Annotated in this window: 19 protein-coding genes and 1 pseudogene; 6 read left to right on the top strand and 14 right to left on the bottom strand. The window is 66.1% G+C overall.

The window, feature by feature from the left end:
* Positions 1–95: 95 nt before the first annotated feature.
* The gene (locus CBM981_RS00230; RefSeq protein ID WP_157665270.1) at positions 96–1664 is read right to left on the bottom strand and encodes an arylsulfatase; all 1569 of its coding nucleotides are present in this window, start codon (positions 1662–1664) and stop codon (positions 96–98) included.
* Positions 1665–2220: 556 nt separating this feature from the next.
* Positions 2221–2595: a VOC family protein gene (locus CBM981_RS00225; RefSeq protein ID WP_087066682.1), complete on the bottom strand. Its 375-nt coding sequence runs from the start codon at positions 2593–2595 to the stop codon at positions 2221–2223.
* Positions 2596–2684: 89 nt separating this feature from the next.
* Here CBM981_RS00225 and CBM981_RS00220 point away from each other — a divergent pair, with 89 nt between their 5' ends.
* A complete protein-coding gene (locus tag CBM981_RS00220; RefSeq protein WP_087066680.1) occupies positions 2685–3821 on the top strand; it encodes an IS5 family transposase in 1137 nt (378 codons plus the stop codon).
* 159 nt (positions 3822–3980) lie between these two features.
* On the opposite strand, the gene CBM981_RS00215 is transcribed toward CBM981_RS00220, so the two are convergent.
* Positions 3981–5095, bottom strand: a protein-coding gene (locus CBM981_RS00215; protein ID WP_369801647.1) for an IS3 family transposase whose coding sequence is annotated in 2 segments (ribosomal slippage) — positions 3981–4834 and positions 4834–5095 — 1116 coding nt in all. Because the reading frame shifts where the segments join, the coding sequence is not laid out codon by codon here.
* Positions 5096–5246: 151 nt separating this feature from the next.
* Complete coding sequence (locus CBM981_RS00210; protein ID WP_157665269.1) at positions 5247–6029, bottom strand: aldo/keto reductase; 783 nt, start codon at positions 6027–6029, stop codon at positions 5247–5249.
* An 804-nt stretch (positions 6030–6833) separates the two neighbouring features.
* Here CBM981_RS00210 and CBM981_RS00205 point away from each other — a divergent pair.
* Positions 6834–7541 carry a hypothetical protein gene (locus CBM981_RS00205; protein WP_087066675.1) on the top strand — a complete coding sequence of 236 codons (708 nt, stop codon included), beginning with the start codon at positions 6834–6836 and terminating at the stop codon, positions 7539–7541.
* 394 nt (positions 7542–7935) lie between these two features.
* Here the strand turns inward: CBM981_RS00205 and CBM981_RS00200 are convergent, their stop codons facing one another.
* The 6 genes from CBM981_RS00200 to CBM981_RS00175 are packed head-to-tail and all read right to left on the bottom strand — an operon-like array spanning position 7936 to position 13892.
* Positions 7936–9468, bottom strand: a complete 1533-nt coding sequence (locus tag CBM981_RS00200; RefSeq protein ID WP_087066673.1) for a GMC oxidoreductase — start codon at positions 9466–9468, stop codon at positions 7936–7938.
* Positions 9469–9481: 13 nt separating this feature from the next.
* Positions 9482–10102 (bottom strand): cytochrome c oxidase subunit 3, encoded by a 621-nt coding sequence (locus tag CBM981_RS00195; protein ID WP_087066672.1) that lies wholly within the window; start codon positions 10100–10102, stop codon positions 9482–9484.
* Between the two features lie 4 nt (positions 10103–10106).
* Complete coding sequence (locus CBM981_RS00190; protein WP_087066670.1) at positions 10107–11819, bottom strand: cbb3-type cytochrome c oxidase subunit I; 1713 nt, start codon at positions 11817–11819, stop codon at positions 10107–10109.
* 2 nt (positions 11820–11821) lie between these two features.
* The gene (locus CBM981_RS00185; RefSeq protein WP_087066667.1) at positions 11822–12781 is read right to left on the bottom strand and encodes a cytochrome c oxidase subunit II; all 960 of its coding nucleotides are present in this window, start codon (positions 12779–12781) and stop codon (positions 11822–11824) included.
* The gene (locus tag CBM981_RS00180) at positions 12778–13395 is read right to left on the bottom strand and encodes a DUF2231 domain-containing protein (protein WP_087066665.1); all 618 of its coding nucleotides are present in this window, start codon (positions 13393–13395) and stop codon (positions 12778–12780) included. The genes CBM981_RS00185 and CBM981_RS00180 overlap by 4 nt, the downstream gene beginning before the upstream one ends.
* Positions 13395–13892: a DUF2231 domain-containing protein gene (locus tag CBM981_RS00175; protein ID WP_087066663.1), complete on the bottom strand. Its 498-nt coding sequence runs from the start codon at positions 13890–13892 to the stop codon at positions 13395–13397. The genes CBM981_RS00180 and CBM981_RS00175 overlap by 1 nt, the downstream gene beginning before the upstream one ends.
* Positions 13893–14058: 166 nt before the next feature.
* Here CBM981_RS00175 and CBM981_RS00170 point away from each other — a divergent pair, with 166 nt between their 5' ends.
* Positions 14059–14574, top strand: coding sequence for an HdeD family acid-resistance protein (locus CBM981_RS00170; protein WP_172820774.1), 516 nt, complete (start codon positions 14059–14061; stop codon positions 14572–14574).
* A gap of 17 nt (positions 14575–14591) precedes the next feature.
* Here CBM981_RS00170 and ggt read toward each other — a convergent pair whose 3' ends face one another.
* From ggt to CBM981_RS00155, 3 genes are read right to left on the bottom strand one after another with little or no spacing between them, the layout of a single operon-like run.
* Complete coding sequence (gene ggt / locus CBM981_RS00165) at positions 14592–16391, bottom strand: gamma-glutamyltransferase (protein WP_087066661.1); 1800 nt, start codon at positions 16389–16391, stop codon at positions 14592–14594.
* Entirely contained in the window at positions 16388–18280 is a 1893-nt protein-coding gene (locus CBM981_RS00160; RefSeq protein ID WP_172820773.1) for a mechanosensitive ion channel family protein, read from the bottom strand. The genes ggt and CBM981_RS00160 overlap by 4 nt, the downstream gene beginning before the upstream one ends.
* Before the next feature lie 57 nt (positions 18281–18337).
* A complete protein-coding gene (locus CBM981_RS00155; protein ID WP_157665268.1) occupies positions 18338–19504 on the bottom strand; it encodes a tetratricopeptide repeat protein in 1167 nt (388 codons plus the stop codon).
* A gap of 406 nt (positions 19505–19910) precedes the next feature.
* Here CBM981_RS00155 and CBM981_RS00150 point away from each other — a divergent pair, with 406 nt between their 5' ends.
* Positions 19911–21434: an alpha/beta fold hydrolase gene (locus CBM981_RS00150; protein ID WP_225867438.1), complete on the top strand. Its 1524-nt coding sequence runs from the start codon at positions 19911–19913 to the stop codon at positions 21432–21434.
* Positions 21435–21450: 16 nt separating this feature from the next.
* On the opposite strand, the pseudogene CBM981_RS00145 reads toward CBM981_RS00150, so the two are convergent.
* Positions 21451–22677, bottom strand: a pseudogene (locus tag CBM981_RS00145) (cation:proton antiporter).
* Positions 22678–22726: 49 nt separating this feature from the next.
* Here CBM981_RS00145 and CBM981_RS00140 point away from each other — a divergent pair.
* Together CBM981_RS00140 and CBM981_RS00135 are read left to right on the top strand one after the other, a co-directional pair.
* Entirely contained in the window at positions 22727–23374 is a 648-nt protein-coding gene (locus CBM981_RS00140) for a potassium channel family protein (protein WP_087066655.1), read from the top strand.
* Complete coding sequence (locus CBM981_RS00135; RefSeq protein WP_225867437.1) at positions 23371–25047, top strand: SulP family inorganic anion transporter; 1677 nt, start codon at positions 23371–23373, stop codon at positions 25045–25047. Before CBM981_RS00140 ends, CBM981_RS00135 begins: the two co-directional genes overlap by 4 nt.

Here is a 25047-nt window from a genome sequence, read left to right as displayed (position 1 = left end):
AGCATCGCAGTGAGCCACCCTCAGGCTGGACACGACGTTGCTTCAGGAGTGGATGGGGTGGCTCAGCAGGAGGACAGGGAGTCGTCGGCGGTGAGCTAGTTACCCGTAGGCATGGGAATCTTGATGCCCTCCGAAGCCAGCATCTCCCGCACATGCTGGAAGCGCTCGTATTGCGTGAGAGTGATCGGACCGGAATAGCCCTCGCCCTGCATCTTGCGCGGCGGATATTCGATGTAGGTTTTCATCAGCTCCTTGATCGTGTCGCCGATGGTCACCATCACCCAGGTGCGTTCGGTGTAGTTGTTCATGAAGATGTCGTAGCGCTCCTGGGGGTCCTGCCAGAGGTCGAACAGCTGGGGCACGATGGCCACATAACTTTCCGCCCCCTTCCATCCCAGGTTGGAGTCAACGGCGAGCCCACCGGTGGTGCCGCCATCATCTCCACGCAGGTTGAACACGGCCTTGTAGTTGTTGATCCGTACGGCACCGGGCGTGAGCTCATTCTCGGTGAAGTAGAACCAGGATTTTCGCGCGCTCTTGCCGGTGCCCAACAGCACCGGAGAGAGGTCGAAGCTGTCGAAGGTGATCGGCTGGCCTTCCCGGTCCTGGCTGGGCAGGGACACACCGCCAAGGGCAGCAAAGGTGGCCAACAGATCGAGGCCTCCGAGGATGTCGTGGTTCTTGACGCCAGCCTCGATCTTGCCGGGCCACCAGGCAATGGCCGGCACGCGGTTGCCTCCCTCACGAACGGTGCCCTTCGTACCCCGGAATGGCGTATAGCCGGCGTCGGGATACACATCCTGCCAGGCTCCGTTGTCAGTGGTCCAGAAGATGAAGGTGTCCTCTTCGATGCCCAGCTCCCGCACCTTGTCGAGGATGGCGCCGATCCGGGCATCCAGCTCAACGATCGAGTCGGCGTACTTGCTCTTGGAAGGCGATTGGTGGATGAAGTCAGGGTGGGGGAGGTTGGGCTGGTGCACCTTCATGAAGTTGACGTTCAAAAAGAAGGGCTGATCGTCCTTGGCCGCCTCCTCGAGAAAGTCCGTCGCGGCCTTCTCGACATAGCCATCGAAGAAGGGGATCCCGACAACTCCTTGCTCCGGAGTATCCACATATTGACCGTTGATCTTGAAATCTTCCGTGGCCTTCTCACTGGCCTTGCCAGAGAGCGATCCCTGGGTCACCTTCTGGAACATCGACCGCAGGTCAGGATCCATGTCCGGGAACCAGGTGGGATCGGCATAGGTGTAGGCATTGAGGTGATAGAGGCCCACATACTTCATCTGGTCATAGCCGTGGGCATTGGGCAGGGCATAGTCCGCCTCACCCAGGTGCCATTTGCCCGTGAAGAAGGTGCGGTAGCCGCCCTGTTTCAGCACGGAGGCCAGCGTCCACTCGGCTGCCGGCAGGCCGCCGCCCTGGCCCTGGAAGGCCACGGTGGTCATGCCGCTGCGGTTGGGGATGCGTCCGGTCTGCATGGCGGCCCGGCCTGGGGTGCAACTCGGCTGGGCATAGAAGGAGAAGAAGGTCATCCCTTCGGCGGCCAGCCGGTCGAAGTTCGGCGTCGGCATGCCCCTGCCTTCACCACCGCCGTAAGGCCCAAGGTCGCCATAGCCCGTGTCATCCGTCACCAGCAGAATGATGTTGGGCTTCTTCGTGGCCATGGGTTCGCGTCTCCTGGAAAGGGTGATTCGTGGGCAGGTGGGGTCAGAACTGGCCCCCGTTCATGGGTGGGTGACACACCCTGAACGGGCTGTACGAGGCAGCCGTGGACGAGCCATCCACAACCGGACGACAGGTTGATCCGTATGGATCGAGCAGTGGCGGTCGAGCAGTGTGGATCGAGAAGTGTGGATCGAGAAGTGTGGATCGAGCAGGGCCGATCAGGACGTGTCGAGCTAGAAGTGGCGATCTAGGCAGTGCCAGGCGTAGAGCAGGACGTTACCGATGCAATCTAGGAACGGAACGCTGAAGCTCTGCTCACGATGGAACTTCTTTACTCTAGGAACCGCAGCAACGCGAAAGACCGTAGGGATCGCAGTGGGAAGCCTGAATCAAACCTCCACCCAAAACACAAGCCACTGACAATGACGCGGCGTTGATACAAGCCGTCATGCTCAAGGCAGCAACGACGCATCGCAGCGAGCCATCGCAGCGAGGCATGCACAGAAACGCCGTGAAGTGTGGAGCCGAAAGGGAGTAAGTAGGGCAGCGGAGCCGTCAGCTCTGGGAATAGAGGCCGATGGGGTTGCCTTCAGTGTCGAGACAGATGGCGATGTAGCCATAATCGCCGATCTTCATCTTCGGCCGCAGCACCTTGCCCCCGGCTGGTTCCACCCGGGCCTGCTGCACGGCGCAGTCGTCACAGGCGAAGTAGATCAGGGTGCCACCGGCGCCGGGTTGCAGGCCCTCCAGGGTGGTGAGGGCTCCGCCAGCTCCCATGAGGGTGTCACTCATGGGGAAGGTCCAGTACTCCTCACCCTCGGGGGTGGGCATGTTGGTGAGGGTGAAGGCGAACACGGCTTCATAGAACCGCTTGGCCCGCTCGATGTCGAAGACGGCGATCTCGAACCAGGTGACGGGGTTGCTGGCCATGGCGGACCCAGGCTGGGATGGATCCACGCTAAGAGTTCGCTGAAAAACCCGCCCACCCCTGCGAAAATGGAGTATCCGCCTCAGGCTTGATGCGTGGTCAGCAGGAGCGCACAGGCTCACTGTTCTCCTACGTCTCGATCGAGGAGCGGATTCCGGCCGGCCATCCGCTGCGGCGGATTCGCAAGCTGGCGGATCAGGCTCTCGATCGCCTCAATCCCACCTTCTGCCATCTCTATGCCTCAGAAGGCAGGCCATCGATACCGCCTGAGCAATTGCTGCTGGCCTCACTGCTGCAGGCGTTCTACGGGATCCGTTCGGAGCGCCTGCTGCTGGAGCAGCTCGACTACAACCTGCTGTTCCGCTGGTTTGTGGGCTTGAGTCCTGACGATCCGATCTGGCATCCGACCACGTTCACCAAGAATCGTGAGCGGCTGCTCAACGAGCAGTTGATGGGCCGGTTCCTGGAGAAGCTGATGGCGGCACCGGAGGTGAAACCGCTGCTCAGCAATGAACACTTCTCCGTCGATGGCACCCTGCTCCAAGCCTGGGCCTCACATGCCTCCCTGGAGCGAATCGACGGAGAGGATGACCCGCCGCCTCCGCCATCAGGCCCTGGCGAGGGATTCGGGGCGGCCAAGGATGGCAGGAAGCGGGCCAAGGGCGACTTCCGCGGGGTGCGTCTCAGCAACAAGACCCATCGCTCCGGCACGGATCCCGACGCTCTTCTGGCCCGCAAGTCGAATGTTCACCCGGCCCTGCCCAGCTACCGGGGGCATGTGCTCATGGACAACCGCCATGCCCTGGTGGTGGATTGCCGGGTGACCCAGGCTGACGGCTACGGCGAACGGGATGCGGCCAAGGAGATGGCCGCCGATCTCCCCGGGCACCACCAGAAAACCATCGGTGCTGACAAGAACTACGACACCCATGGATTCGTCGCAGAGATGCGACGGATCGGCGTTACCCCGCATGTCGCCCAGAACGCAGGACGCTCCGGCGGCTCCGCCATCGATGGCCGCACCACTCGCCATGAGGGCTATGCCAAGTCGATCCATGCACGCCGCGGCATCGAGAAGGTTTTCGGCTGGATCAAGCAGTTCGGCGGCCTGCGCCAGTTCAAGCTGCGCGGCCAGGCCAATGTCAGTGCCATGTTCGGACTGCATGTGATCGCCTACAACCTGATCCGCCTGAGCAACCTGCTCAGGCCTGTGGAGGCGATGGCATGAACAGGCCGTTCTCCAGAGATGGGAGCCTGCGAGGAGATTCAGCGTCGAGCGAGGTACCAATCCCGAGGATCAGGGACTCACAGCGAGCCTGAGTCATTCCAATAATCGTGACGTGACCCCCTTTATCGGTCCAGGGCTTATGAGAGTGGGTGGTCATGGTCATGCTGCAGCTCCTTGTTGAGCTGCCTCCAGGGGCGTACGCCCCTGGAGGGCCGAATGCGGCCTGAGTGAGTTGTACTCCCATCGCCAGCGATCGGCCAGGATCTGAGCCTCCGGGGCTGTGGTGAACAACTCGGTGTTGAGGAATTCATCGCGGAAGCGGCCGTTGAAGGATTCTGCGAATCCGTTCTCCCATGGGGATCCCGGCGCGATGTAGGCCGTGCTGGTGGCGCTGCTGGCCTCGCACCAGTCCCGTAGGGCCTGCGCAATGAACTCCGGGCCGTTGTCCGATCGGATGAACGCTGGCGCCGGGTAGAGGCTGGTGAGTTCCTCCAGCACAGTCACCACGTCTTTGGCCTTGCACCGCCTGCCCACCCGGATCGCCAGGCAGAGGCGGCTGTGCTCGTCGATCACGTTCAGGAACTTGAGTCTGCGGCCATCGGCGGTGGCATCGAACTGGAAATCCATGGCCCACACCTGGTGGGGATGCTGGGCCCGGTGACGCCTCACCGAGCCGTCGGCGGGCCGTGCCCGCTTCCGCTTCCTGGGAGTGGGCCGCTGCAGCCCCTCCTCCCGCCAGAGCCGTTGCACCCGCTTGTGGTTCACGGTCCAGCCCTCCCGACGCAGCAGGCGGTAGGCCATGCGGCGGCCCCAGCGGATGTGCTCAGCTGCAATCTCCCTCAGGCGGTGCCGAAGCTTGGTCTCCTCCAGGTCGACGACCTTCCCGCAATGGCGCTGGGTGCTGCGGTGCTGCCCCACAACACGGCAGGCCTGGCGCTCTGATGCCCGGTAACGCTCCTGCAGGACCGTGACGGCCCTGCGACGGCGTTCCGGGCTCAGAAGTTTCCCTCCGCAAGGTCCTTGAGCATCGCCTTCTCCAACTCGGCTTCTGCCAACAACTTCTTGAGCCGGGCGTTCTCCTTCTCCAGCTGCGTCAGCCGGCGGGCCTCCTCGGCCTGCATCCCGCCGTACTGCTGCCGCCAGCGGTGATACGTCGGCTGCGTCACCTCGATGACGCGGCAGACATCGGCGACGGTCTTGCCCTGGGCAATCAGCTGGTCGGCGGTCTTGAGCTTGCGGATGATCTGCTCCGCTGTGTGCCTGGTGCGTTTCATGGTGAAGTCCCCGGCCCAGTCTGGCCGGCTGAGGACTCTCATTCACCCTGGACCAATTCCCGGGGTCCACGTCAATCGCCTCGCCATGACCAGCTGGCTGGGTCACGGAGGGGGAGAACTCGCCTCGCGACGAGATTTTTTCTGCAAACTCCTAAGCGCGGTTTCCGGCGAGGGCCGCAGGGTTCTCACCGGCATGAGCCTTGCTGCGGCTGCCCGACATGGGAATGGTGTTGTCTGCTTGTGCAGGCAGCCAGACCAGGGGGAGTTGGGCCGGGGTGATGCTCAGGACAGAAGCAATTGCTACCAGTGTTTCAAGACGCTGCAGGTTGAGGATGAAGTTCTCACCCTGCATCATGGGTTGTTGACGCGGACTCGCCATCATCGAGAGATTGCACGGTGACGGCCAGGACGTCAGCGCCCAGGAGTGAGCAGCACGCAAGCGCCACTCCGATACAGTTGACGGGGGCAGAATAGCGTATTCAGATTCACGCGAAAACAATGAATACGCATAGTGCACTACCCAAACGGGATACAGCTGATTGGCCCTGTTGCTGTCATCAACGGTCCCATTGGACAAGCCAATGGCCTTCACCTTGCCTTGCTGAACGGCCTCGGCCATGGCTGAAACCGTCTCCTCCAGGAGAGTGCTGGGATCGCGGTGGTGGGCATAGAGCAAGTCGATCTGCTCCACACCATGACGCCTCAGACCATGGTCAATCGCCCGTTCCACACAGGTTTTCGACCCGTTAATCGTCAGCGGCAACCCCCAGCCTGTATCCCGTTGGCTGCCTGGCTGATCTGCTTCAAAGACAATGCCAGATTTCGTTGCCAAGAAAGCGTCGTGACCAAAGCGGCGCCTGGCCTGTCTGACCAGAGCTTCATTGTGCCCAGCACCATAGGCATCAGCGGTATCGCTCACCATGGTCTGAACCATGGCCTGAACCATGGCATAGACCAGAGTATTGATTGCTTAGCCATCCTCGCTTCGCCCGTACTAACCTTCCCGCACCATGGCGCCGTAAGCGATCCGCCTGATGGGCTTTGCATTCGGGATGAGCACGACAGCGCTTGGAGTTCGGGATTGAGCGAACGATCACTGGGCCGTGTATTGGCAGCGTTCAAGTGCTGCGGCACAGCAATGTGTGTTCATGTCAACGGCGTCCAACCATCGGAACGTCACACACTGAGGTGGAATCCCATGCCATGGACAGAGAATCAGGAAACTTCTCTTGCCGCAGGTTGCTCATGAATCACACAAGAACCATGACGAGACCAGCGACGCCGATCTGGGGGACGCTGAGGGGTGAGGCGTACCCAGCCAGGAAAGGAACCACGGGAATCCATGCACCCTTGGCAGCTCCACCAAGACAACGAAGCATCATGCGGCGGTCTGTCATCTTGACGGAGGTCGTCTCCTTGCGCAGTTGTTTCACTGCACCTGACGTCGATGGCACACCGGTTCACCACAACGTGGCCGTCCATGCGCCGCCAGAAGCGTGTGGACCGAGCGCCACAGTCTCTCAGAATGCATGGATCCGTGGCAGGTGTGTGGCTGTGTCAGGAAACCTCTGAGCAACACGTCTGAGCAGGGGTTCGTCAGCCGGATCGACTACGAGCTGCAGGTGGCAGCGTTCATACAAAAACCCCTGAGATCCTCCGACTGGAGGCCCAACAGATCGGCGGGACCCAAGCCTTTTCCAAGGGCGTATTATGCAGACTAGCAAGCATTGGTCCCAACATGCTGCGTCCGATTCCCGTCTTCATTGGATATGATCCACGTGAGCGGGTGGCGATTAATGTTCTCATCGACAGCCTCGTTCAGCACAGCAGCCAGCCATTGGCAATCACCCCAATAAAACTGGATCAGCTGAAAGGCATCTTCCAACGCAAACGAATTGCCAACCAAAGCACAGAGTTTTCTTTCTCGCGCTTTTTGGTTCCCCATTTAAGCGGCTACGAAGGGTGGGCAATATTTATGGACTGTGACATGCTGGCACGTGGCGATATCGCTGAGCTGTGGGCGTTACGGGACGAACGCTACGCCGTCATGTGCGTTCAGCACGATCACTCTCCAGGCGAAAAAGTCAAGTTTCTTGGAACAGTGCAAACCAGGTATGAAAAGAAGAATTGGAGTTCGCTTATGTTGTTCAACTGCGAGCAATGCAAAGCTTTGACACCAGATTATGTCAACAGTGCCAGTGGCCTGGAACTGCATCAATTCAAGTGGCTTGCTGATGATAGTTGTATCGGAGGACTCCCACAAGGGCGTTGGAACCACTTGATTGATGTGCAGCCCCCTGATGCACGTCCCGCCGGTGAAGGCGGGCCTGCCTTGGTGCATTGGACCCTGGGTGGCCCCTGGTTTCAGCAATACCGTAAGAGTGGAGGTGAGCTTGCTTCCGAATGGATCCTCAGCCGCGAAGAAGCCTTCCGCCTCTGGGATTGAGATGGGTCTGCCTCCATTGTTGAGTCTAAATGGAGCAGCCTTGATGTTTTTGGCCAGCCAATCTGAAGCTCTTTGCACAGCCATGCTGCACCATGCTTGCATCGACCATCGATGGAGCCCTGGATCACAACAGATTGCCTAACCCATGCGAATCGCGCCCTTGCATGATCCCATAAGATCAGGCTTCTTTCCTTACATCTAATCCAATGGCTGGAGCTGCGTGTATTTGCTGCACTTCGCTTGAACTCACAAGACCAACGAACGGAGATCACTACCCTCCGAGAGCCCCATGGGGCCTGACCCTTCAGACCGACCCGCAGGAGAATGGGTACCGGTTCGGAGAGAATACTTGCAGAGAACAGCCGGCGGCCTCGCCCCCAAGAGGACACAACCCTCACCCCAGCTCCTCGTGCACCTGGCCCGCCACCCGCAGGGCATTGGCGATCACCGTGAGGCCGGGGCCCACCGCCGGGCAGCCGGGGAACACGCTGGCATCGGCGATCCAGAGGTTCTCCAGCTTATGGCAGCGGCCCTGCAGGTTCACCACTGACGTGGCCGGATCGCTGCCCATGCGGCAGGTGCCGCAGGCCAGCCCCATCACGCTCAGCGGCGCCTCTCCGCGGGGGTAGATCGGGGCCCGCTGCACCACCGTGGTGGCGGAATCGGCCTCCGTTTTCTGCATCGTGTCCAGCCAGCGGTACACCAGCCGGTCGTGGGCCTCGCGGTTGTTGGCGATGTAGGCCACATCGATGCGGTCCCCCTGCACCGTCACGCGGTTTTCGGGGTCGGGCAGCACCGCCGTCATCGCCCACCAGGTGATCGAGCGGTCGGCCAGCCACTCCAGCGCCCGGTCCGGCAGCAGCCGGCTCACCAGCGACAGCAGCGGCGGCGATTCGGCGAACAGCGGATCCTGCAGCACGCCGCCGCCGTTGCGGATCGAGCCCAGGGCGTAGTCCACATTCCTGTCGCCCCAGTAGTACTCGGTGACACCCAGGGCCGGGGAGTAGCGCCCCGAATTGGGACGGCTGGCGCGCTGCAGCAGGGCCGTGAGCTGGGGCTTCATCAGGTTGCGGCCCACCTGATCCGAGCCGTTGGCCAGTCCGCGCGGGTGCCGCTCCCCGGCCGAGCGCAGCAGGATCGCCGCCGTGTTCACCGCCCCGGCCGCCAGCACCACCTGGTGCCCCTGGAACAGCCAGCGGTCGCCTGCGATCCGCGCCTCCAGCCCCTTCACCTGGCGCCCCGAGGGATCCACATGCAGGGCCTCCACCGTGGCGCCGCTGCGCAGGGTGGCAGGCACGGCCCCAGGGGTGATCGGTGCCAGGGCCCGCTCCACACCGAAGAGCTCCGCATCGCCGCTGGGATCACTGGCGCTCTCGCTCCAGCTCAGGGGCAGGTGGTAGGGCCGCAGCCCCTGACGCGCCAGGTCGGCGTGCAGCTCCTCCAGCACCGGCTCCATCGACAGCGGTGCATAGGGATAGGCGCCCTGCCGAGGAGGCGCCGTGGGGTCTTCGCCGGCCTGGCCATGCACCCGGTAGAGGGCTTCGGCCCGGTCGTACCAGGGAGCCAGATCGCTGTAGCGCAGGCCCCAGTCGGGGGAGCGGCCGTCCTGCATCGCCACCCCCTCGAATTCCGCCTCCCGCAGCCGCTCCAGCACCGACGCCCAGATCTTGGTGTTGCCGCCCAGCGCGTACACCATCTGGGGCTTGAAGGGATCGCCGTCGCTGCCGAACCAGGGCTGCTCAGGGTGATAGCGCTGCTTGCGGAACAGGTCCACATCGCCCACGTTCTGATCCACCAGCGGCAGCCGCTCGCCCCGCTCCAGCAGCAGCACCGTGCGCCCCGCTTCAGCCAGCTCGGCCGCCAGGGTGCCGCCGGCCGCGCCGCTGCCGATCACCACCACGTCGTAGAGGGTGTCGTCGATGATCATCGCGGGGGCCTCCTCAGCGCTGCCACACGTAGATCAGCACGAACAGCACCACCCAGATCACATCCACGAAGTGCCAGAACAGCGACACGGCCGTCACCCCCACCGAGCCGTTGGCGTAGTTGCCGGGCTGGAACGAGCGGGCCAGCATCAGCCCCATCAGCAGCACACCGGTGAGCACGTGCAGGCCGTGGAAGCCGGTGAGCAGGTAGAAGCTGGCGCCGTACACACCGCTGCCCAATCCGAAGGGAAGCCCTGCCCACTCCAGGCCCTGCCCCACCAGGAACACCGCCCCCATGGCCATGGTGAGCAGCCACCAGGCGCGGAATTCACGCAGCCGGCCCCGGTGCAGGGCCCGCTCGGCCAGCCAGATCACGCCGCTGCTGCTCACCAGCACCACGGTGGAGCGCAGCGGCATGGCCACCTCCAGCCCCTCCACCCCGGGCGGCAGCCACAGGGGTGAGGAGGTTTTGTAGATGGCGTAGCCGGCGAACAGCGCCAGGAAGATCACGCTCTCGGAGAGCAGGAAGATCACAAAGCCGGTGAGCGTGTGATCGCCGTGGCCATGGCCATGGCCCCCGTGGGCGAGCTCGGCGGGACGGTTGGCGTCGGCCGGGTTGGGCGTGGTGGTGGTCATGGCGTCAGCCCCCGGTGGCGGCGTTGGCCGCCCTGGCGATGTAGCGCTCTTCCTGCTCCACCAGGGGCCGGTTCAGCCCATAGCCGTAGGGGCCGCTGATCACCGTGGGCACGTCATGCTCGAAGTTCTCCGCCGGCGGCGGTGAGGGGAGCAGCCACTCCAGGCCGATGGCATGCCAGGGGTTCGGCGGCGCCTTCTCCCCCCGCACCCAGGAGCTCACCAGGTTGAGCAGGAACGGGATCATGGCCACCCCCAGCAGGAAGGCACCGAGGCTGGCCAGCACATTGGCGAAGGCGAACTCCGGGTCGTAAGACGCCACGCGCCTTGGCATCCCCAGCAGCCCGGCTGCATGCATCGGCAGGAAGGTGAGCTGGCTGCCGATGAAGGTGAGCAGGAAGTGCAGCTTGCCAAGGCCCTCATACATCATCCGGCCGGTGAACTTCGGGAACCAGTGGTAGATGCCGGCGAACACCCCGTAGGTGATGGTGGAGAAGATCACCGTGTGGAAATGGCCCACCACGAAGTAGGTGTTGCCCACGTGGATGTCCACCGGCACGGTGGCCAGCATGATGCCGGTGATGCCGGCGAAGATGAAGTTGAACACCCCGCCCAGGCAGAACAGCATGGCCGTGGTGAGCCGCAGCTTGCCGCGCCAGAGGGTGGCGATCCAGGCGAACACCTTGATGCCGGTGGGCACCGCGATCAGCATCGTGGTGACCATGAACAGGTTGCGCATCCACTGCGGCGTGCCGCTGTAGAACATGTGGTGCACCCACACGATCAGGCTGAGGAAGGTGATCGCGAACGAGGCGATCGCCACCACGTGGTAGCCGAACAGGGGCTTGCGGGCATACACCGGAAACAGCTCCGAGAAGATGCCGAACACCGGCAGCACCATCACGTACACCGCCGGATGGGAATAGAACCAGAAGAAGTGCTGATACAGCATCGGATCGCCACCCCCCTCCGGCCGGTAGAAGCTGGTGCCGAAGCTGAGGTCGAACAGCAGCAGCACCGCCCCGGCGGTGAGCACCGGCAGGCCGATCAGCTGGATCGCCTGGGCCGCCACCGCCGTCCAGCAGAAGATCGGCAGGCGGAACCAGCCCATGCCCGGGGCCCGCATGCGCATGATCGTGGTGATGAAGTTCACCGCCCCCATGATCGAGGAGATGCCGGAGAGGGCCACCGCCAGGATCCACAGGAACTGGCCATTGAGGAAATGCCCCAGCGGGTTCTGGATGCTCTGGGGCGGATAGGCCCACCAGCCCGCTCCCGAGGGGCCGCCCGGCACCAGGAAGCTGGCCATCAGGATCACCCCGAACACCGGCACCATCCAGAAGGCGGCCGCATTCAGGCGCGGGAAGGCCATGTCGGGCGCGCCGATCATCGGCGGGATCAGCAGGTTGTTGAAGCCGTTGAGGATCGGGAACAGAAACAGGAACAGCATCACCGTTCCGTGCATCGTGTAGAGGCCGTTGTACACGCTGGGGTCCACCAGATCCGCCGCCGGCGTGATCAGCTCACCGCGCATGATCATCGACAGCAGGCCGCCCACCAGCAGGAAGAACAGGGCGGTGATCATGTACTGCAGCCCGATCACCTTGGCGTCGGTGTTGAAGCTCAGGAAGCGGCGCCAGTTGTTGGGCGCGCCGGGCACCGGGTGGGGGGCCCGCAGCACGCGGGGATCGAACGCAGGAGCCGGAGTGGTGCTGGTCATGGTCAACCCTCGTGGCTGGCGGTGGGATCGGCGCTCACGTGCACCAGCGGCGGCGCCGCCGGCGGCACCGTGGCCCAGCCCCGGTTGCCCCGGGCCAGGCGCTGGGCATACAGATCGGTGGCGGCATTGGCGGCCGGGCGCAGCGGCTGGCCCAGGGCCTGCGCCAGCCAGGCCTCGTAGGCCTCCGGTGGCTCCACCACCACATCGGTCTGGTTGGAGGCGAAGTAGCCGCCGCTGAACATCGAATCCCGCAGCCGGTAGCGGCCGGCGCGGGTGGGGATGAGGCTGTAGTCGATCACGCTGCCGGGGATGAGGTCCTGCTTGAGCCGGAAGGCCGGCACATAGAAGCCGTGGATCACATCGGTGGCCTCCAGCCGCAGGACGCTGCGCTGGCCCTCGGGCAGGTGCAGCTCGCTGCTGTGCACCCCATTGGGGTAGATGAACTCCCAGCTCCACTGGCGGCCGATCACCTGGATCGGGCTGGCCGCGCCGGGCTCATCCGCGGCCATGGCCACGGCAGCCGGCCCCTCGGCGCCGTGCATGGCGGCGTGACCGCCGGTGACGCGCACCTTGCCGCCCAGGGTGGCGAGGGTGTCGCTCACGGCGATCGCCTTCCAGGCGATCAGCATCACGATCACCAGCGGGATCAGGGTCCAGGTGATTTCCAGCTTCAGGTTGCCCTCGATCGGATCGCCGTTGTCGAGGTCGTACTTGGGGGCGCGGTTGAACAGCAGGGTCCACAGCATCACGCCGCTGCAGCCCAGGAAGATGAAGCTGCCGATGCCCACCTCGAGGGCGAACAGATCATCCACCGGGCCGGCGGCGGCCGAGGCGGCCACCGGCAGCCAGCGGTGAGACTGCTGGGCCATCCAGAGGCTGGCGGCCAGATCGGCCAGCACGGCCCCCAGCAGCAGGGCCACCACCCACAGCCTCGGGCTCGGCGGCGGAGCGGTGGTGGTCATGGCAGACCCTCCCGCAGGTTCGCGCCAGTGGCCAGCAGCTGATCGGCCGTCACGTGCACGCCGAACTCGCCGGCCAGCTGGGCGCCCAGGGTGCCGTGCACACCGATCAGCACGAACAGGCCCAGGCCAGCCACCAGGTAGCTCCACTGCACCTGGCGGCCGAGGTCGCGGCGCCAGCGGAAGCGCTGCAGACCGCGCCACACCACCATCGCCACGATCAGCAGCAGCACCACCACCCCGCCCACGCCGTGCCAGAGCATGGTGGCGGCGCTGCCGAGGCCGAAGTCGCTGCGGGCGCCGGGGATCGGCACCGCCAGGAGCATCTCGTAGAAGCCGGCCGCCACCGTGAGGAAGGTCACCGCCGCGCAGGCCAGCAGGTTGTACCAGCCCACGTCGTGGAAGCCGGCCCGGGTGACGGGCAGGGCCAGGAAGCGGAACAGCCGCTTCTCCAGGGGGAACAGGGCGCCGGCGATGTCAAACACGATCGCAATCACGAACAGCCCGATCGTGAAGTGCACCAGGTTGGGGTGCAGGGGCAGGGCGTAGGGCAGCTGGTTGGGGCCCAGCTGATCGGCCACCGGCGTGAACGCCCTGAGTGCAGCCACAATTGCCATCACACCAGCCCCGCGCGCACCGCTTCCACCACGGGCACCGTGTGCAGCCCGTACACCCACACCAGCTGGTTGCCCAGCAGCACCTGCACCACCACCAGCACGCTCAGCAGGGCGCCGGCGCCGAGGAAGGCGGGGGGCAGGTGCAGGGGATCGCGGCTGCGGATCACGTAGCGCCAGCCCGAGAGCAGGGCCAGCACCCCGGCGAGCGACCAGCCCAGGGTGCTGTGCAGGTTGAGGATCGTGCTGGCGTCGCCGTAGGGATTGGCCAGGCCCGCCTCGATCTGGCCGAAGATGATCGCCACGAAGATGGCCACCGTGGCCACCAGCAGGTTCCAGAAGCTCACCTCGAACAGGGCCGGCCTGCGGCCGAAGCGGCCGATCAGGTCGAACACCACCGAGATCAGCGCCATCGCGATCACGAAGTGCACCACGATCGGGTGGATGGTGTCCATCCACGGCAGGTTGCGGTCGTTGAGCGGGGGCAACAGCTCCAGCATGGAAACCACACGGGCCGCAAGAGTGACCACACCCTGAGGGATTTCCCCAGGGCCCTGCGGCGCTTGTGATGGATTGCGACAGCCCGTGTGGGCATTCGCCGATCAAGCCGGCGGGCAATCGCCCCCGGAAACCCTGCGTAGGGTGGCGCCAGCTGCTCCCGGACCCATGGCCGCTCCCTCCTCCCCCGTGCTGCGCTGGCTCACCGCCGGCCTGCTGCTGGCAGCCGCGGCCCTGGCGATCGCCCTGCCCTTCGTGTCGGCCACGCTGCTCACGATCGTGATCGGCGGGGTGGCCATCGCCGCCGCCGTTTCCCAGGGCCTGCGCCTCACCGGTGAACCCGATCTGCAGGGCAAGCTGTTCCGCCTGCTCTCCGCCCTGCTCTACGCGGGCGGTGGCATCTACATCCTGCTCTACCCCCTGGCCAGCGAGGTGAGCCTCACCCTGCTGGTGGGTTTCCTGCTCGCCTTCCAGGGGGTGATGGAACTGGCCGCAGCGGCCGCGGGCCAGGTCCCCGCCCGTGGCCTGGTGCTGCTCGATGGCATCGTCACCACCGTGCTGGGCGGCATGCTGATCGCCGAGTGGCCCAGCGACAGCCTCTGGGCCATCGGCACCCTGCTGGGGGTGGGCCTGGGCATTTCGGCGGTGAACATGCTCACCACTCCGGGCCCTCAGGCCGGCTGAGGGCGGCGCCAGCCGCCTCACTCGCCGGCGGCCAGGCCCTCGGCCTTGCGGGGGTCCACCACCCCGAGCGTGCCGTCGGCCGTGATCTCCACGCTGTTGGCCGCCCCCATGGCCGGGCTGCGCACCAGCTGGTGACCCTTGGCCTCCAGCAGCCGGCGGGTGTCGGGGCTGAGGCCCTCCTCAAAGAAGAAGCGATCCGGCAGGAGCTGGGCGTGGATGCGCGGCGCCGCCACAGCCCCGGCCAGGTTGAGCCCGTGCTCGATGCGGTTGAGCAGCACCTGCAGCACCGTGGTGAGGATGCGGCTGCCGCCGGGGCTGCCGGTGGCGAACCACGGCCGGCCATCGGCATGGAACACCAGGGTGGGGCTCATCGAGCTGAGCGGCCGGCGCCCCGGGGCGATCGCGTTGGTAGCCCCCTGCACCAGCCCGAAGGCGTTGGGGCTGCCCAGCTGGGCGGTGAAGTCGTCCATCTCGTTGTTGAGCAGGAACCCGGCGCCGGGCACGGCGATGCCGTTGCCGAAGGGGAAGTTGAGCGTGGTGGTGAGCGCCACCATGCCCCCCTGCCGGTCGGCGGTGGAGAGATGGATCGTGTCCTCGCTCTCGGGCAGGGGCGGCCGTTCCTGCTGCACCTGGTCGGGCGGCCGGTGGCGCTCCAGATCCAGCGCGCTCCGCATCGCCGCCACGTAGGCGGGCGCCAGCATCCGGGCCAGCGGAATCGCCACCTGGTCGGGATCGCCCAGCAGGGCATTGCGGTCGCGGTAGGCCAGGTTCATGGCCTCGGCCATGCGGTGCAGGCTCTCGGCTCCATTGGCCCCCAGGCTCGCCAGCGGCATCGGTTCGAGCACGGCCAGCAGCTGCAGGATCGTGATCGCGCTGCTGGGGGGCGGCGGCACCAGCACGGTGGCGCCGCGGAAGCGGCCCGCCAGCGGCCGCACCAGCTGGGCCCGGTAGCCCTCCAGATCGCTTTGGGTGATCAGCCCGCCTTCCCGCCGCATCAGCCCCACCAGCGCTGCAGCCGTGGGACCCGCGTAGAAGCCGCGATCGCCCTCGGCGGCGATCCGTCGCAGGGTGGTGGCGAGCTGCGGTTGGCGCAGCACGGCCCCGGGCCGGTCCGCCGTCAGGAACAGGGCGCGGGGAGTGGGGTCAGCCTCCAGCCGGGGGCGGGCACGGCGCAGGTCCTCCGCCAGGGAGCGGCTCACCGGAAAGCCCTGCTCGGCCAGGGCGATGGCGGGGGCGATCACCCGCTGCAGCGGCAGGCGGCCGTAGCAGCGCTGGGCCAGCACCAGGCCGGCCACGGACCCAGGCACCGCCGTGCTGAGCAGGCTGCGGGTGGCCAGCTGGCGATCCACCGTCCCATCGGGCCCCACGAACAGATCGGGGCGGGCCGCCGCCGGGGCGGTCTCGCGGAAGTTCACGGCCACCGCCGTGCCCTGGCCGATGGCCAGCTCGGGGCCGGCGCCGCGGCCTGAAGCCCCGGATACTGGCAGGCAGCCCCGGGCCCGCGCCGGGGACTTCCCCGGCAGCCACAGCACCAGGAAACCGCCGCCGCCCAGGTTGCCCGCCTGGGGATGGGTCACTGCCAGGGCGAAGGCGGTGCCGATCGCCGCATCCACGGCATTGCCGCCCTGCCGCAGCAGCTCCACGCCGGCCGCGGCAGCCCGGGGCTCCTGCACGGCCACCATCCCCCCCGGCGACCACACCGGATGGGAACGCTGCTCCCGCTCCTGCAGCACATCGGCCCGCAGGGGCCCCGCAGGCAGGAGCAGCGACGGGGCCAGCAACAGCGGCACGACGCGCCGATGGGAGAACGGGGTCATGGTGCTGGGGGGCGGGGCAGGGCCGGCCCGATCAGATCGAGCCGGGGAACTCCCACGTCGATGCCGGCGGCATCGAGGGCCTGCTTGAGGCGGCGGCGGTATTCACGGCCCACAGGCCACTGCTGCAGGGGTTGCGTCTTGATCAGGATGCGGATGAGCACACCCGTGTGGGCGATCTCATCGATGCCGAGCATCTCCGGGGGCTCGAGGATGCGCTCCGCCCAAGCAGGATCACGGAAGAGATCCTGAGCGACGGACTCCATCAGGGCCATCACCGCATCCACATCCGCGCCGATCGACACCGTGAGGGCATAGTTCACCCGTGACCAGCTGCTGGAAAGATTGCGCACCGTGGTGATGGTGCCGTTCGGAATGCTGATCAGCTCCCCATCCAGATTGCGCAACTGGGTCACCCGCAGACCCACGCTCTCCACCAGACCGCTCTGGTCACCGATGACCACCACATCCCCCGCAGCAAACTGATCCTCGATCAGGATCATCAAGCCGCCGATCAGATCCTTGAGCAGATTCTGCGACGCCAGTGACAGGGCGAAGCTCAGAAAACCGAGCAGGATCGCCACGGCCTGGGTCACCGCTCCCAGCTGATGCAGCTGGTAGAAGATCACCATGCCGAGCAGGAGATACACGCCCACGCGCACCCATGCCCTCAGCGAACGCGACAGCGTCGGCGCCCGTAGCTTGGCCCGCGTGTCAGTCTGCTGACGGGCCCAGCGGCTCACGGACTGATGCGAGAGAAAGTTACCCGCCTTGATCGAGATCCTGGTGATCATCACCAGGAACAGAATCAGCAGAGGTGTGCCGATCGTGGCGTCCTTGCCCAGGGTCAGCACCCAGTCCAATGGGGGCCATCCCCGGTTGTCCGTAGCCAGGCCCGTTGTGATCAGCCCGCGCACCGAGATACCGAAGATCCAGTTGCTGAAGGGCCGGGTCCAGTAGAAGAGGCCGGCCGCCCAGGCGATACCGCAGGTCCAGAGCAGGCACTGACCCCAGAACAGCGAGGAGCGGTAGAACGAAAGCAGGCTGAGCTTCTGCCGCAAGGACATCCGCAGCTGCACCAGTCGCGGGGCCTGACGCCGGCTGCTCTCGATCTCCTGGGAGGAGCCTGCCTCTGGATCAGGCGCCTCCAGGGTCAACTCCCGAAGCCTGTCGCTCATGGCATGCTGGCGCCTTCGCAGAAGCTTCTGCAGCCGCATGCCGAGGCCACTGGCGAGGGTGATCACAAGGAGCCCGAGCCCCGCCCGCCGGGCCGACCGCCAGAGCGCAGGGGGCTGCCGTTCCTCCCAGGCATCCAACAGGATTCCTCTCACTTTGCTCGCGACGCGCCGGGCGATGGCCACAGGCTCGGAACTGTCCGTCCTGACCCTGGCCACATCGGCTGGAGTGACTGTGTAGACCAGCTCCGGCGGGTCGGAGCGGGGAAAAGCCAGAAACACCTCGAAGCTTGAACCCGCCTCCCGCACAAAGGTATGCAGATTTCTGGCCAGCTGGCGACGCTGCTGAACAACATTGGGCTGACGTTGTGAATCAACCGACTCGGCCGACACCCTCGCCGTGAAGGTGGTCATCGAGGTGAGGATCTTCTGGAGCCGGCTGTGAATCACAAAGGCACGCTGGGATGCCGAGTAGGCGGCATCGTTACCCGATGACGCCCCGGAGTTCTTGACGTCAATGAAACCTGAAACGGATCCGATGATCCGTCCATCCAGAAACACGGGAGACAGCTCCACGTTCCCCTGGGAAAAAACGGGCAGAAACTGCGGCGATGTCACCTGCTGTCCGCCCGTGGTATCGAGGGCAGGCAGGAACTGGGCCTGCACCGGCAGCAGGGTGCCCAGCAGCATCAGCAGACCGCCGAAGGCTGCAGCCATCCACGCCAGCAGCCTGCGCATGAGATCCGCGAAGCCCGGGTGACGGAGAAAGGGCATTCAGAAGCTGTAGGTGAGGCCGGTGGACAGAATCACATTCAGCCGTTCAAAGCCTGGTTCGAGCGGACGCGACCGGTACCGCACGGAAAGGCGGTTCGTCCACATCCACCGCTTGGTGATGGGCCAGTCCAGCCGTGTCGAGGACCAGAAAAACGCTTCATCGAACGTATCCACCGGTGTGGCCACCGCAAACACCTGGCTCCACTTCGCTGCGCCGATGGGCACCTCACGACTCCGGTAGACCAGGGCAACGGTAGTGTCCACCTGATCACGTCGCCGGTTCAGATCAATTTCGGCATACTCATAGCGAGGCCCAATGCCGAGTTGCACAGCCTGAAACGAGCCAGGTTCTGGCCCTTGCCAGATGGTGTAGCCATAGCCCAATAGCGTACCGGAGAGCACGGAGATGTCATCATCGTCGTTCTGCGTGGAGAAGGTGCTGTCATTCACGGCAACAAGCTGATCCACAAAAAGAAACTGGCGTCGGTCGAGCCGGTGGCGGTAGGCCAGAAATCCCTGACTGACCGGCCAGGTGAGATTGAAGTCGCGGGAGCTGTCGTAGTTGATCGAGGCGAAGAGATTGGCCTCGAAGTCGTCGCGGGGCCATTGCTTGTAGAGATCGAAGTTGGCCACCGCGCTGATCGTCGTGTCGTCATAGGTGGCCGCACTCACCGCCAGGCCCACCTTGCCCTCCAGCTTCTGCTCCGGGAAGGGGAAGGCCGTCTTCCGTGCTTCGGCCAGCTGCATCAGCTGCTCGCCCTCGGCAAAAACCTGCTCGGCCCGCTCCTGGTCACCCAGTTCGGCATAGGCCAGGCCGAGGCGAAGCAGGAGGGCCTCGCGTCGGGCTGTGGGAACCGCCCGTAACGATTGATTCGCCTGCTGGAGGGCCTGCCGGGCCCGATCGGGCTCTCCATGGCGCTGCAGGAGCAGGGCCAGCCGCAGCCACTGCTCCAGCCGACGGTCCGGGGCCTGGATGGCCGTGACGGCAGTCTCCGCATCCCGTTGCAGGGTCGCCCCATCACGCGGGCACCGCTGGCGCAGGCAGAACTCGAGCAGATCGAGCAGCAACTGGCTGCGGAGCTCAGGATCGGCCTCCGCCAGGCTGCGGGAGAGCAGGTGCTCCAGGCTGGCGGAGCCGATGGCCGAGGCCCAAGTCGCTGGCGCCATCCACCCCGCCACGGCAGCACCCATCAGGGCGGGGACAACCCTCTGAAGCATGGAGGCAACCCATGGCGTGCTGGTGACCCCACTGATCATTCCGATCGACCTGCCGCTGATCCACCGGCCAGGCACCGGGTGCCGATCGGGCGACCGGACCTAGCGACCACTCGGGCCAAGCGCCGGAACCACCTCACACTGTGCGCTGCCCGGCAGCATCCGATCGTCACGCAGATCCGGTGCAGCCCGGCAACCTCCTATTTCATCAACCCAGCGGAGTCAAGCCCGACGAGCCAACCCGTTGGACAGTCGCAATCCATCCCCGATCGGATCCACGGGCGTGGGAGGGTGGAGAAGCTTCCCTCACTGTTCGGGCCCGATGGGTCGTCCTTGTTGCCGTCCTCATCCCCGGGGCGTGCTTCCGGCACTGGCCCTCGGCCTGGCGGCTTCAGCAACCGTGGCTGTGGAGGCCAGGCCGGCCATGGCTCTGGAGGAACTCGAGCTCCGCCTGCCCCTGATCGGCGAGAACCTGGTGGTGCGGCTGGATGAGCTGAGCAGCGCCGAAGATCTGCTGGCTGGCAGCAGCGATCTGGCCGAGCTCGACCGTGCCAGCGACGGTGTGATCGGGCCGAAGGTGCTGCGGCTGTTCAACCATCCGATCCAGCTGCCCCCCGGTGTGGCCAAGGGACTGCAAGGGTCTGTTGGATCACCGTTGCTGCGGGAAGCGCTCCTGGCCACCACCGCCCTGGTGCGCGTCGATGGCGTGTCCACCGATCTGAGCGGGGAGAAGCTCTCGGAGGCCCTGAGCCTCAGCGAGCAGGAGGGATCCGTCACCCTGCTGACCCTGCTGCGGGCCATGCCGGGCAAGCGCGCCTCCATCGATCTGCAGCGCGCCCTGGTCGTGCTCGAGCGGCTGCACCGCCAGCAGGCGCCAGCCCAGGCGCTCCTGGCCAAAGGGACTGTGGTGGAAGCCGATCCCGAATTGAACCGCCCGGGCCCCTTCGCCGTGCAGCGCCGGGAACTGTCGCTGCCGGTGGCGCACCGTCAAAATCCCCTGCGCAGCGTGGCCCTGCTGCCCCAGGGCGTTTCCCCCAAGGGTCTGGTGTTCATCTCCCATGGGCTCTGGGATTCCCCCGTGAACTTCGAGGGTTGGGGAGGCCACCTGGCCAGTCATGGCTATGCCGTACTGCTGCCGGAACACCCCGGCAGCGACCAGGCCCAGCAGGCCGCCATGCTCTCCGGCACCATCCCGCCGCCCGAGCCGGAAGAGCTGGGCCTGCGCCCTCTCGATATCCGCGCGCTGCTGGCGGCGGTGGACTCCGACCGGCTCAACCTGGGGGCCATCCCCTCCGGGCGGCTGGTGGTGCTGGGGCACTCCTGGGGGGCCATCACCGCGCTTCAGCTGGCTGGCCTCAAACCCAGCGACGGCAGGCTGGGGCGGCGCTGCGGCAATCTCAACGATCCAGAGACCAATGTGAGCTGGGTGCTGCAGTGCAGTTTCCTGCGCTCCGCCAATCAGGCGGATGTGGCGGAACCCAGGGTGCTCGGCGTGGTGGCCGTGAGCCCACCGATGCGGCTGCTGTTCGACCACGGCGCGTCCAAGGACATGAATGGCCGGGCTGTCGTGGTGAGCGGCTCGAAGGACTGGGTGGTGCCCTTCGGCCCTGAAGCCCTCACGCCGTTCCAGAGACAGCCCGAAAGCCGCGGCCACCAGCTGGTGCTGGCGGCGGGCGGGAACCACTTCAACCTGCGGCCGGGGTCAGCAGCCGAACAGGCCGTGCTGCGGGGGCTGATGCTCAGCTGGGTGCAGCAGGTGTTCGCCGCCGGCGACGCTGCCCGGCCCGCCAGCGGGGCTCCTGCCCTGCTGCCGGCGACCGGCTGGGGGGATCCCACCCGGCCGCTGGTCGAAGCCACACCACAATTGCTCCCTGCCAGCTGATTGCCGCCGCTCAGGCCTACGGCGCTGCCGATCCGCCCAAACGGGCCATCACGCGCCCGTAGCGTTCAGCCAGGGGCACGGCGCTGAGGCCATGGGCCACCACGCTGAGCACCACGGTGAGGGCAATCACATCGGCGATCTGCTGGCCATGGGGCAGCCCCCCATCCAGCACCATCACGGCGAACACGATGCTGGCCAGCCCCCGCGGCCCGAACCAGCCGATGAACAGGGTGGTGGCTCTGGGCAGGCGCATCTGGGCCGTGGCCAGGGCCACCGGCAGCATGCGCACGATCGTGAGGCTCAGCACGGCGTAGGCCAGCGTGGCCGGAGAAATCGCGCCGAGGGCTCTCCCGAGCACGGCCGAACCGAAGGCCATCCAGGTGATCAGCGACAGCACATCCCCGGCCCCCTCGGCCGCCGCCAGCTCCAGTTCCTTGTTCCGGGGAGTCAGCCCCCCCAGCATCAGACCGGCACAGAAACAGGCGATGAAGCCACTCCCCCCCAGAACCTGGGCCAGCGAGAACACCACCACCGGCAGGGCCACCGCCAGCACGGGCCGCCAGTCGGCGGTGATCCAGCCCAGGGCGGCGCAGCGGTCGCGGGCGGCACAGGCGAGTTAGGCGAGGCAGACACCCACCAGCACCCCCACACCGATCTGGGAAAGGAAAAAGCGGACCAGCAGCGCGACGCCCTGAGAAGCAGGCATGGAACCCGCGGCGAGGCTGAGCAGAAACAGCAAAAAGGGCACACAGATGCCGTCGTTGAGGCCGCTTTCGGCGCTCAGGTCTTCACGGATCGCTGCGGGCACATGGGGGTTGGTGACCACCGGCTGCCCCAGGGCCGCATCGGTGGGGGCCAGAGCCACGGCCACGATGCCGGCCTCCACCAGTGACCAGCCCGGGAACAGGGCATGGGCCACGATGGCGCCGAACACAATCGTGAGCGGCAGGCCCAGCCCCAGCAATCGCAGCGGCAGGCGGGCGCTGTCGCGCAGCACCGGCAACTGGGCCTGGGCCGCATCGGAGAACAGGATCAGGGCCAGGCAGTACTCGGTGAGGGTACGCAGACCCTCGGAGTCCACCGACAACTGCAGCCAGCCGAGCACGACCGGGCTCAACAGCCACCCTCCGAACAGAAACGCCATTGCTGCCGACACAGGCGTGCGCTGGAGCCGCCCCGCCACAAGCGCATAGGCAAACACGAAGGTCGCCAGGATCGCCCAATTGAGGTATCCCTGGACCATGGCCTTGAGGAAGCTGCGGACAACCTATGGCGTCCCTGCATCCAGCCTGATGGCCCAACGAAGCCGCAGCGTCCTGGCGGCCTTTCTGCCCCACCTGGCCCTGCTGGCCGTGCTGCTGGCCGTGCTGGTGGGCCTTCTGCTGCAGGCCCCGGTCGCGGCGGGAACCCCGTCACCAGGCCCGGTTCCCCTGGACGAGATCCTGCTGGAGGCGGAGCAGCAGTCCCCCCAGATCCTGCGTCAACTGCTCCTGGCGCTGGGTATGACCCTGCTCTGCACCGTGATCCACCTGGTGATCTCGGCGATGGTGGCGGCCGGTTTCAACAGCGAAGGCCTGCTGCGCTGGGCCTCGCGCACCTCCTCCCGCCATCTGCTGCTGATCGCCGGCACCGCCCTGGCCACCTTCCTGGCCATGCTGCTCGAGATCCTCACCTGGGCCGTGCTCTTCCTGCGGCTGGGGGCCGTTGCCAGCGTGGAGCAGGCGCTCTACTTCTCCAGCGTCACCTTCGCCTCCCTCGGCTATGGCGACATCACCCTGGCCCTGCCCTTTCGCCTGCTGGCCTCCCTCGAGGCCCTGGTGGGCATCCTGATGGCGGGCTGGAGCACGGCCCTGCTGCTGGCGGTGGTGCAGAAATGCCTGGGGCTGCGGTACCACCGCAAGGGGTCAGGATCGGATTCCTCCGTCACCAGCGCCCCGTGAACACCCCGATCGCTTCACGGCTTCGGCTGGCCGGTCTGCTGCCCCTGAAGCGCGACCAGGTGGCCGGCGACGTGCTGGCCGGCCTCACCCTCGCGGCGCTCGCCATCCCCGAGGTGATGGGCTACACCCGCATCTCCCAGACCCCGATGGTGACGGGGCTTTACACCATGCTGCTGCCGATGGTGGCCTTCGCCCTGCTGGGGGCTTCGCGGCATCTGGTGGTGGCGGCAGACTCGGCCACGGCGGCGATCCTGGTGGCCACCCTGGCCGGCGTGGCCACCCCGGGGTCCCCCGCCTACGTGGGGCTCACCATGGCGGTGGCCCTGGTGGTGGCCCTGGCCCTGCTGGTGGCGGCCCTGCTGCGGCTGGGTTTCCTGGCGGACTTCCTCTCCCGCAGCGCCCTGATCGGGCTGCTCTCGGGCATTGGTGTGCAGGTGGCGGCCGGTGAGCTGCCCGGCCTGTTCGGCCTCTCCCGCCAGGGTGAGGGTGCCCTGCAGCAGCTGCTCAGCACCCTGGGGCGCCTGGACCAGAGCCGGATCGACCATCTGCTGGTGGCGGTGGGGGTGCTGGGGGTGATCGCGGTCTGCCGGCGGCTCGACCGGCGCCTGCCCGGTGCCCTGCTCGCGGTGGCCGCTTCGATCCTGCTCAGTGCCCTGCTCGATTTCCCCGGCCGGGGGCTGGATGTGGTGGGCACCGTTCCGAGCGGCCTGCCCCGGCTGGTGCTGCCGGCGGTGGGGCCGTCCCAGTGGAATGCGGTGCTGGTGAGTGCCGCCTCCTGCTTCGTGGTGATCCTGGCCCAGAGCTCCGCCACGGCCAGGGCCTATGCCCTGCGCTACCGGGAGCGGAGCCTCGAGAACGTGGATCTGGTGGGGCTGGCCAGCGCCAACCTGGCGGCCGGACTGAGCGGCACCTTCGTGGTGAACGGCTCGCCCACCAAGACCGAGATGGTGGATGCCGCCGGGGGGCGCAGCCAGCTGGCCCACCTCAGCGCTGCCGGAGTGGTGCTGCTGGTGCTCCTGTTCTTCACCCGCCCACTGGGCCTGCTGCCCGCAGCGGTGCTCTCCACGATCGTGTTTCTGATCGGGCTCAAGCTGATCGACTGGAATGGCCTGCGGGAGCTGTGGCGGCTGCAGCGCAACGAATTCGTGATCGCCATGGCCACGGTGGTCACCGTGGCCCAGGTGGGGGTGATGCCCGGCATCACCCTGGCCGTGGTGCTGTCGCTGATCGAGCAGGTGCGCCACACCTACCGGCCGCGCACCTGCCTGTGGACACCACGGCGGGATGGCACGGGCCTGCACACCGTTCCGGTGGCGCCGGGCGTGCTGGCCGCGCCGGGGATCCTGGCCTACCGCTTCGAGGCCAACCTCTTCTATGCGAATGCCAATCGCTTCACCCAGGAGGTGCTGGCGATGGTGAACCAGCCCGAAGCCGTGATCCAGGGGCTGGTGGTGGATGCCTCCGGCATCGATGACGTGGACTATTCGGCCGCCAAGGCCCTGCTGGAGCTGCGCGATCTGCTCATGGCCGGCGGTGTGCGCTCCGTCCTGGTGACCAACTCCCGGGCCATCCTCGAGGAGCTGAAGCGTTTCGGGCTCGCCCGTGGTGAGCACGGCATGGGCATCTTCAGCAGCGTGCCCGAGGCCATCGAGGCCCTCAGCCAGCCCCTCTGA

This window comes from Cyanobium sp. NIES-981 (assembly GCF_900088535.1).
GTDB lineage: Bacteria > Cyanobacteriota > Cyanobacteriia > PCC-6307 > Cyanobiaceae > NIES-981.
This window is presented reverse-complemented; position numbering and strand designations above follow the sequence as displayed.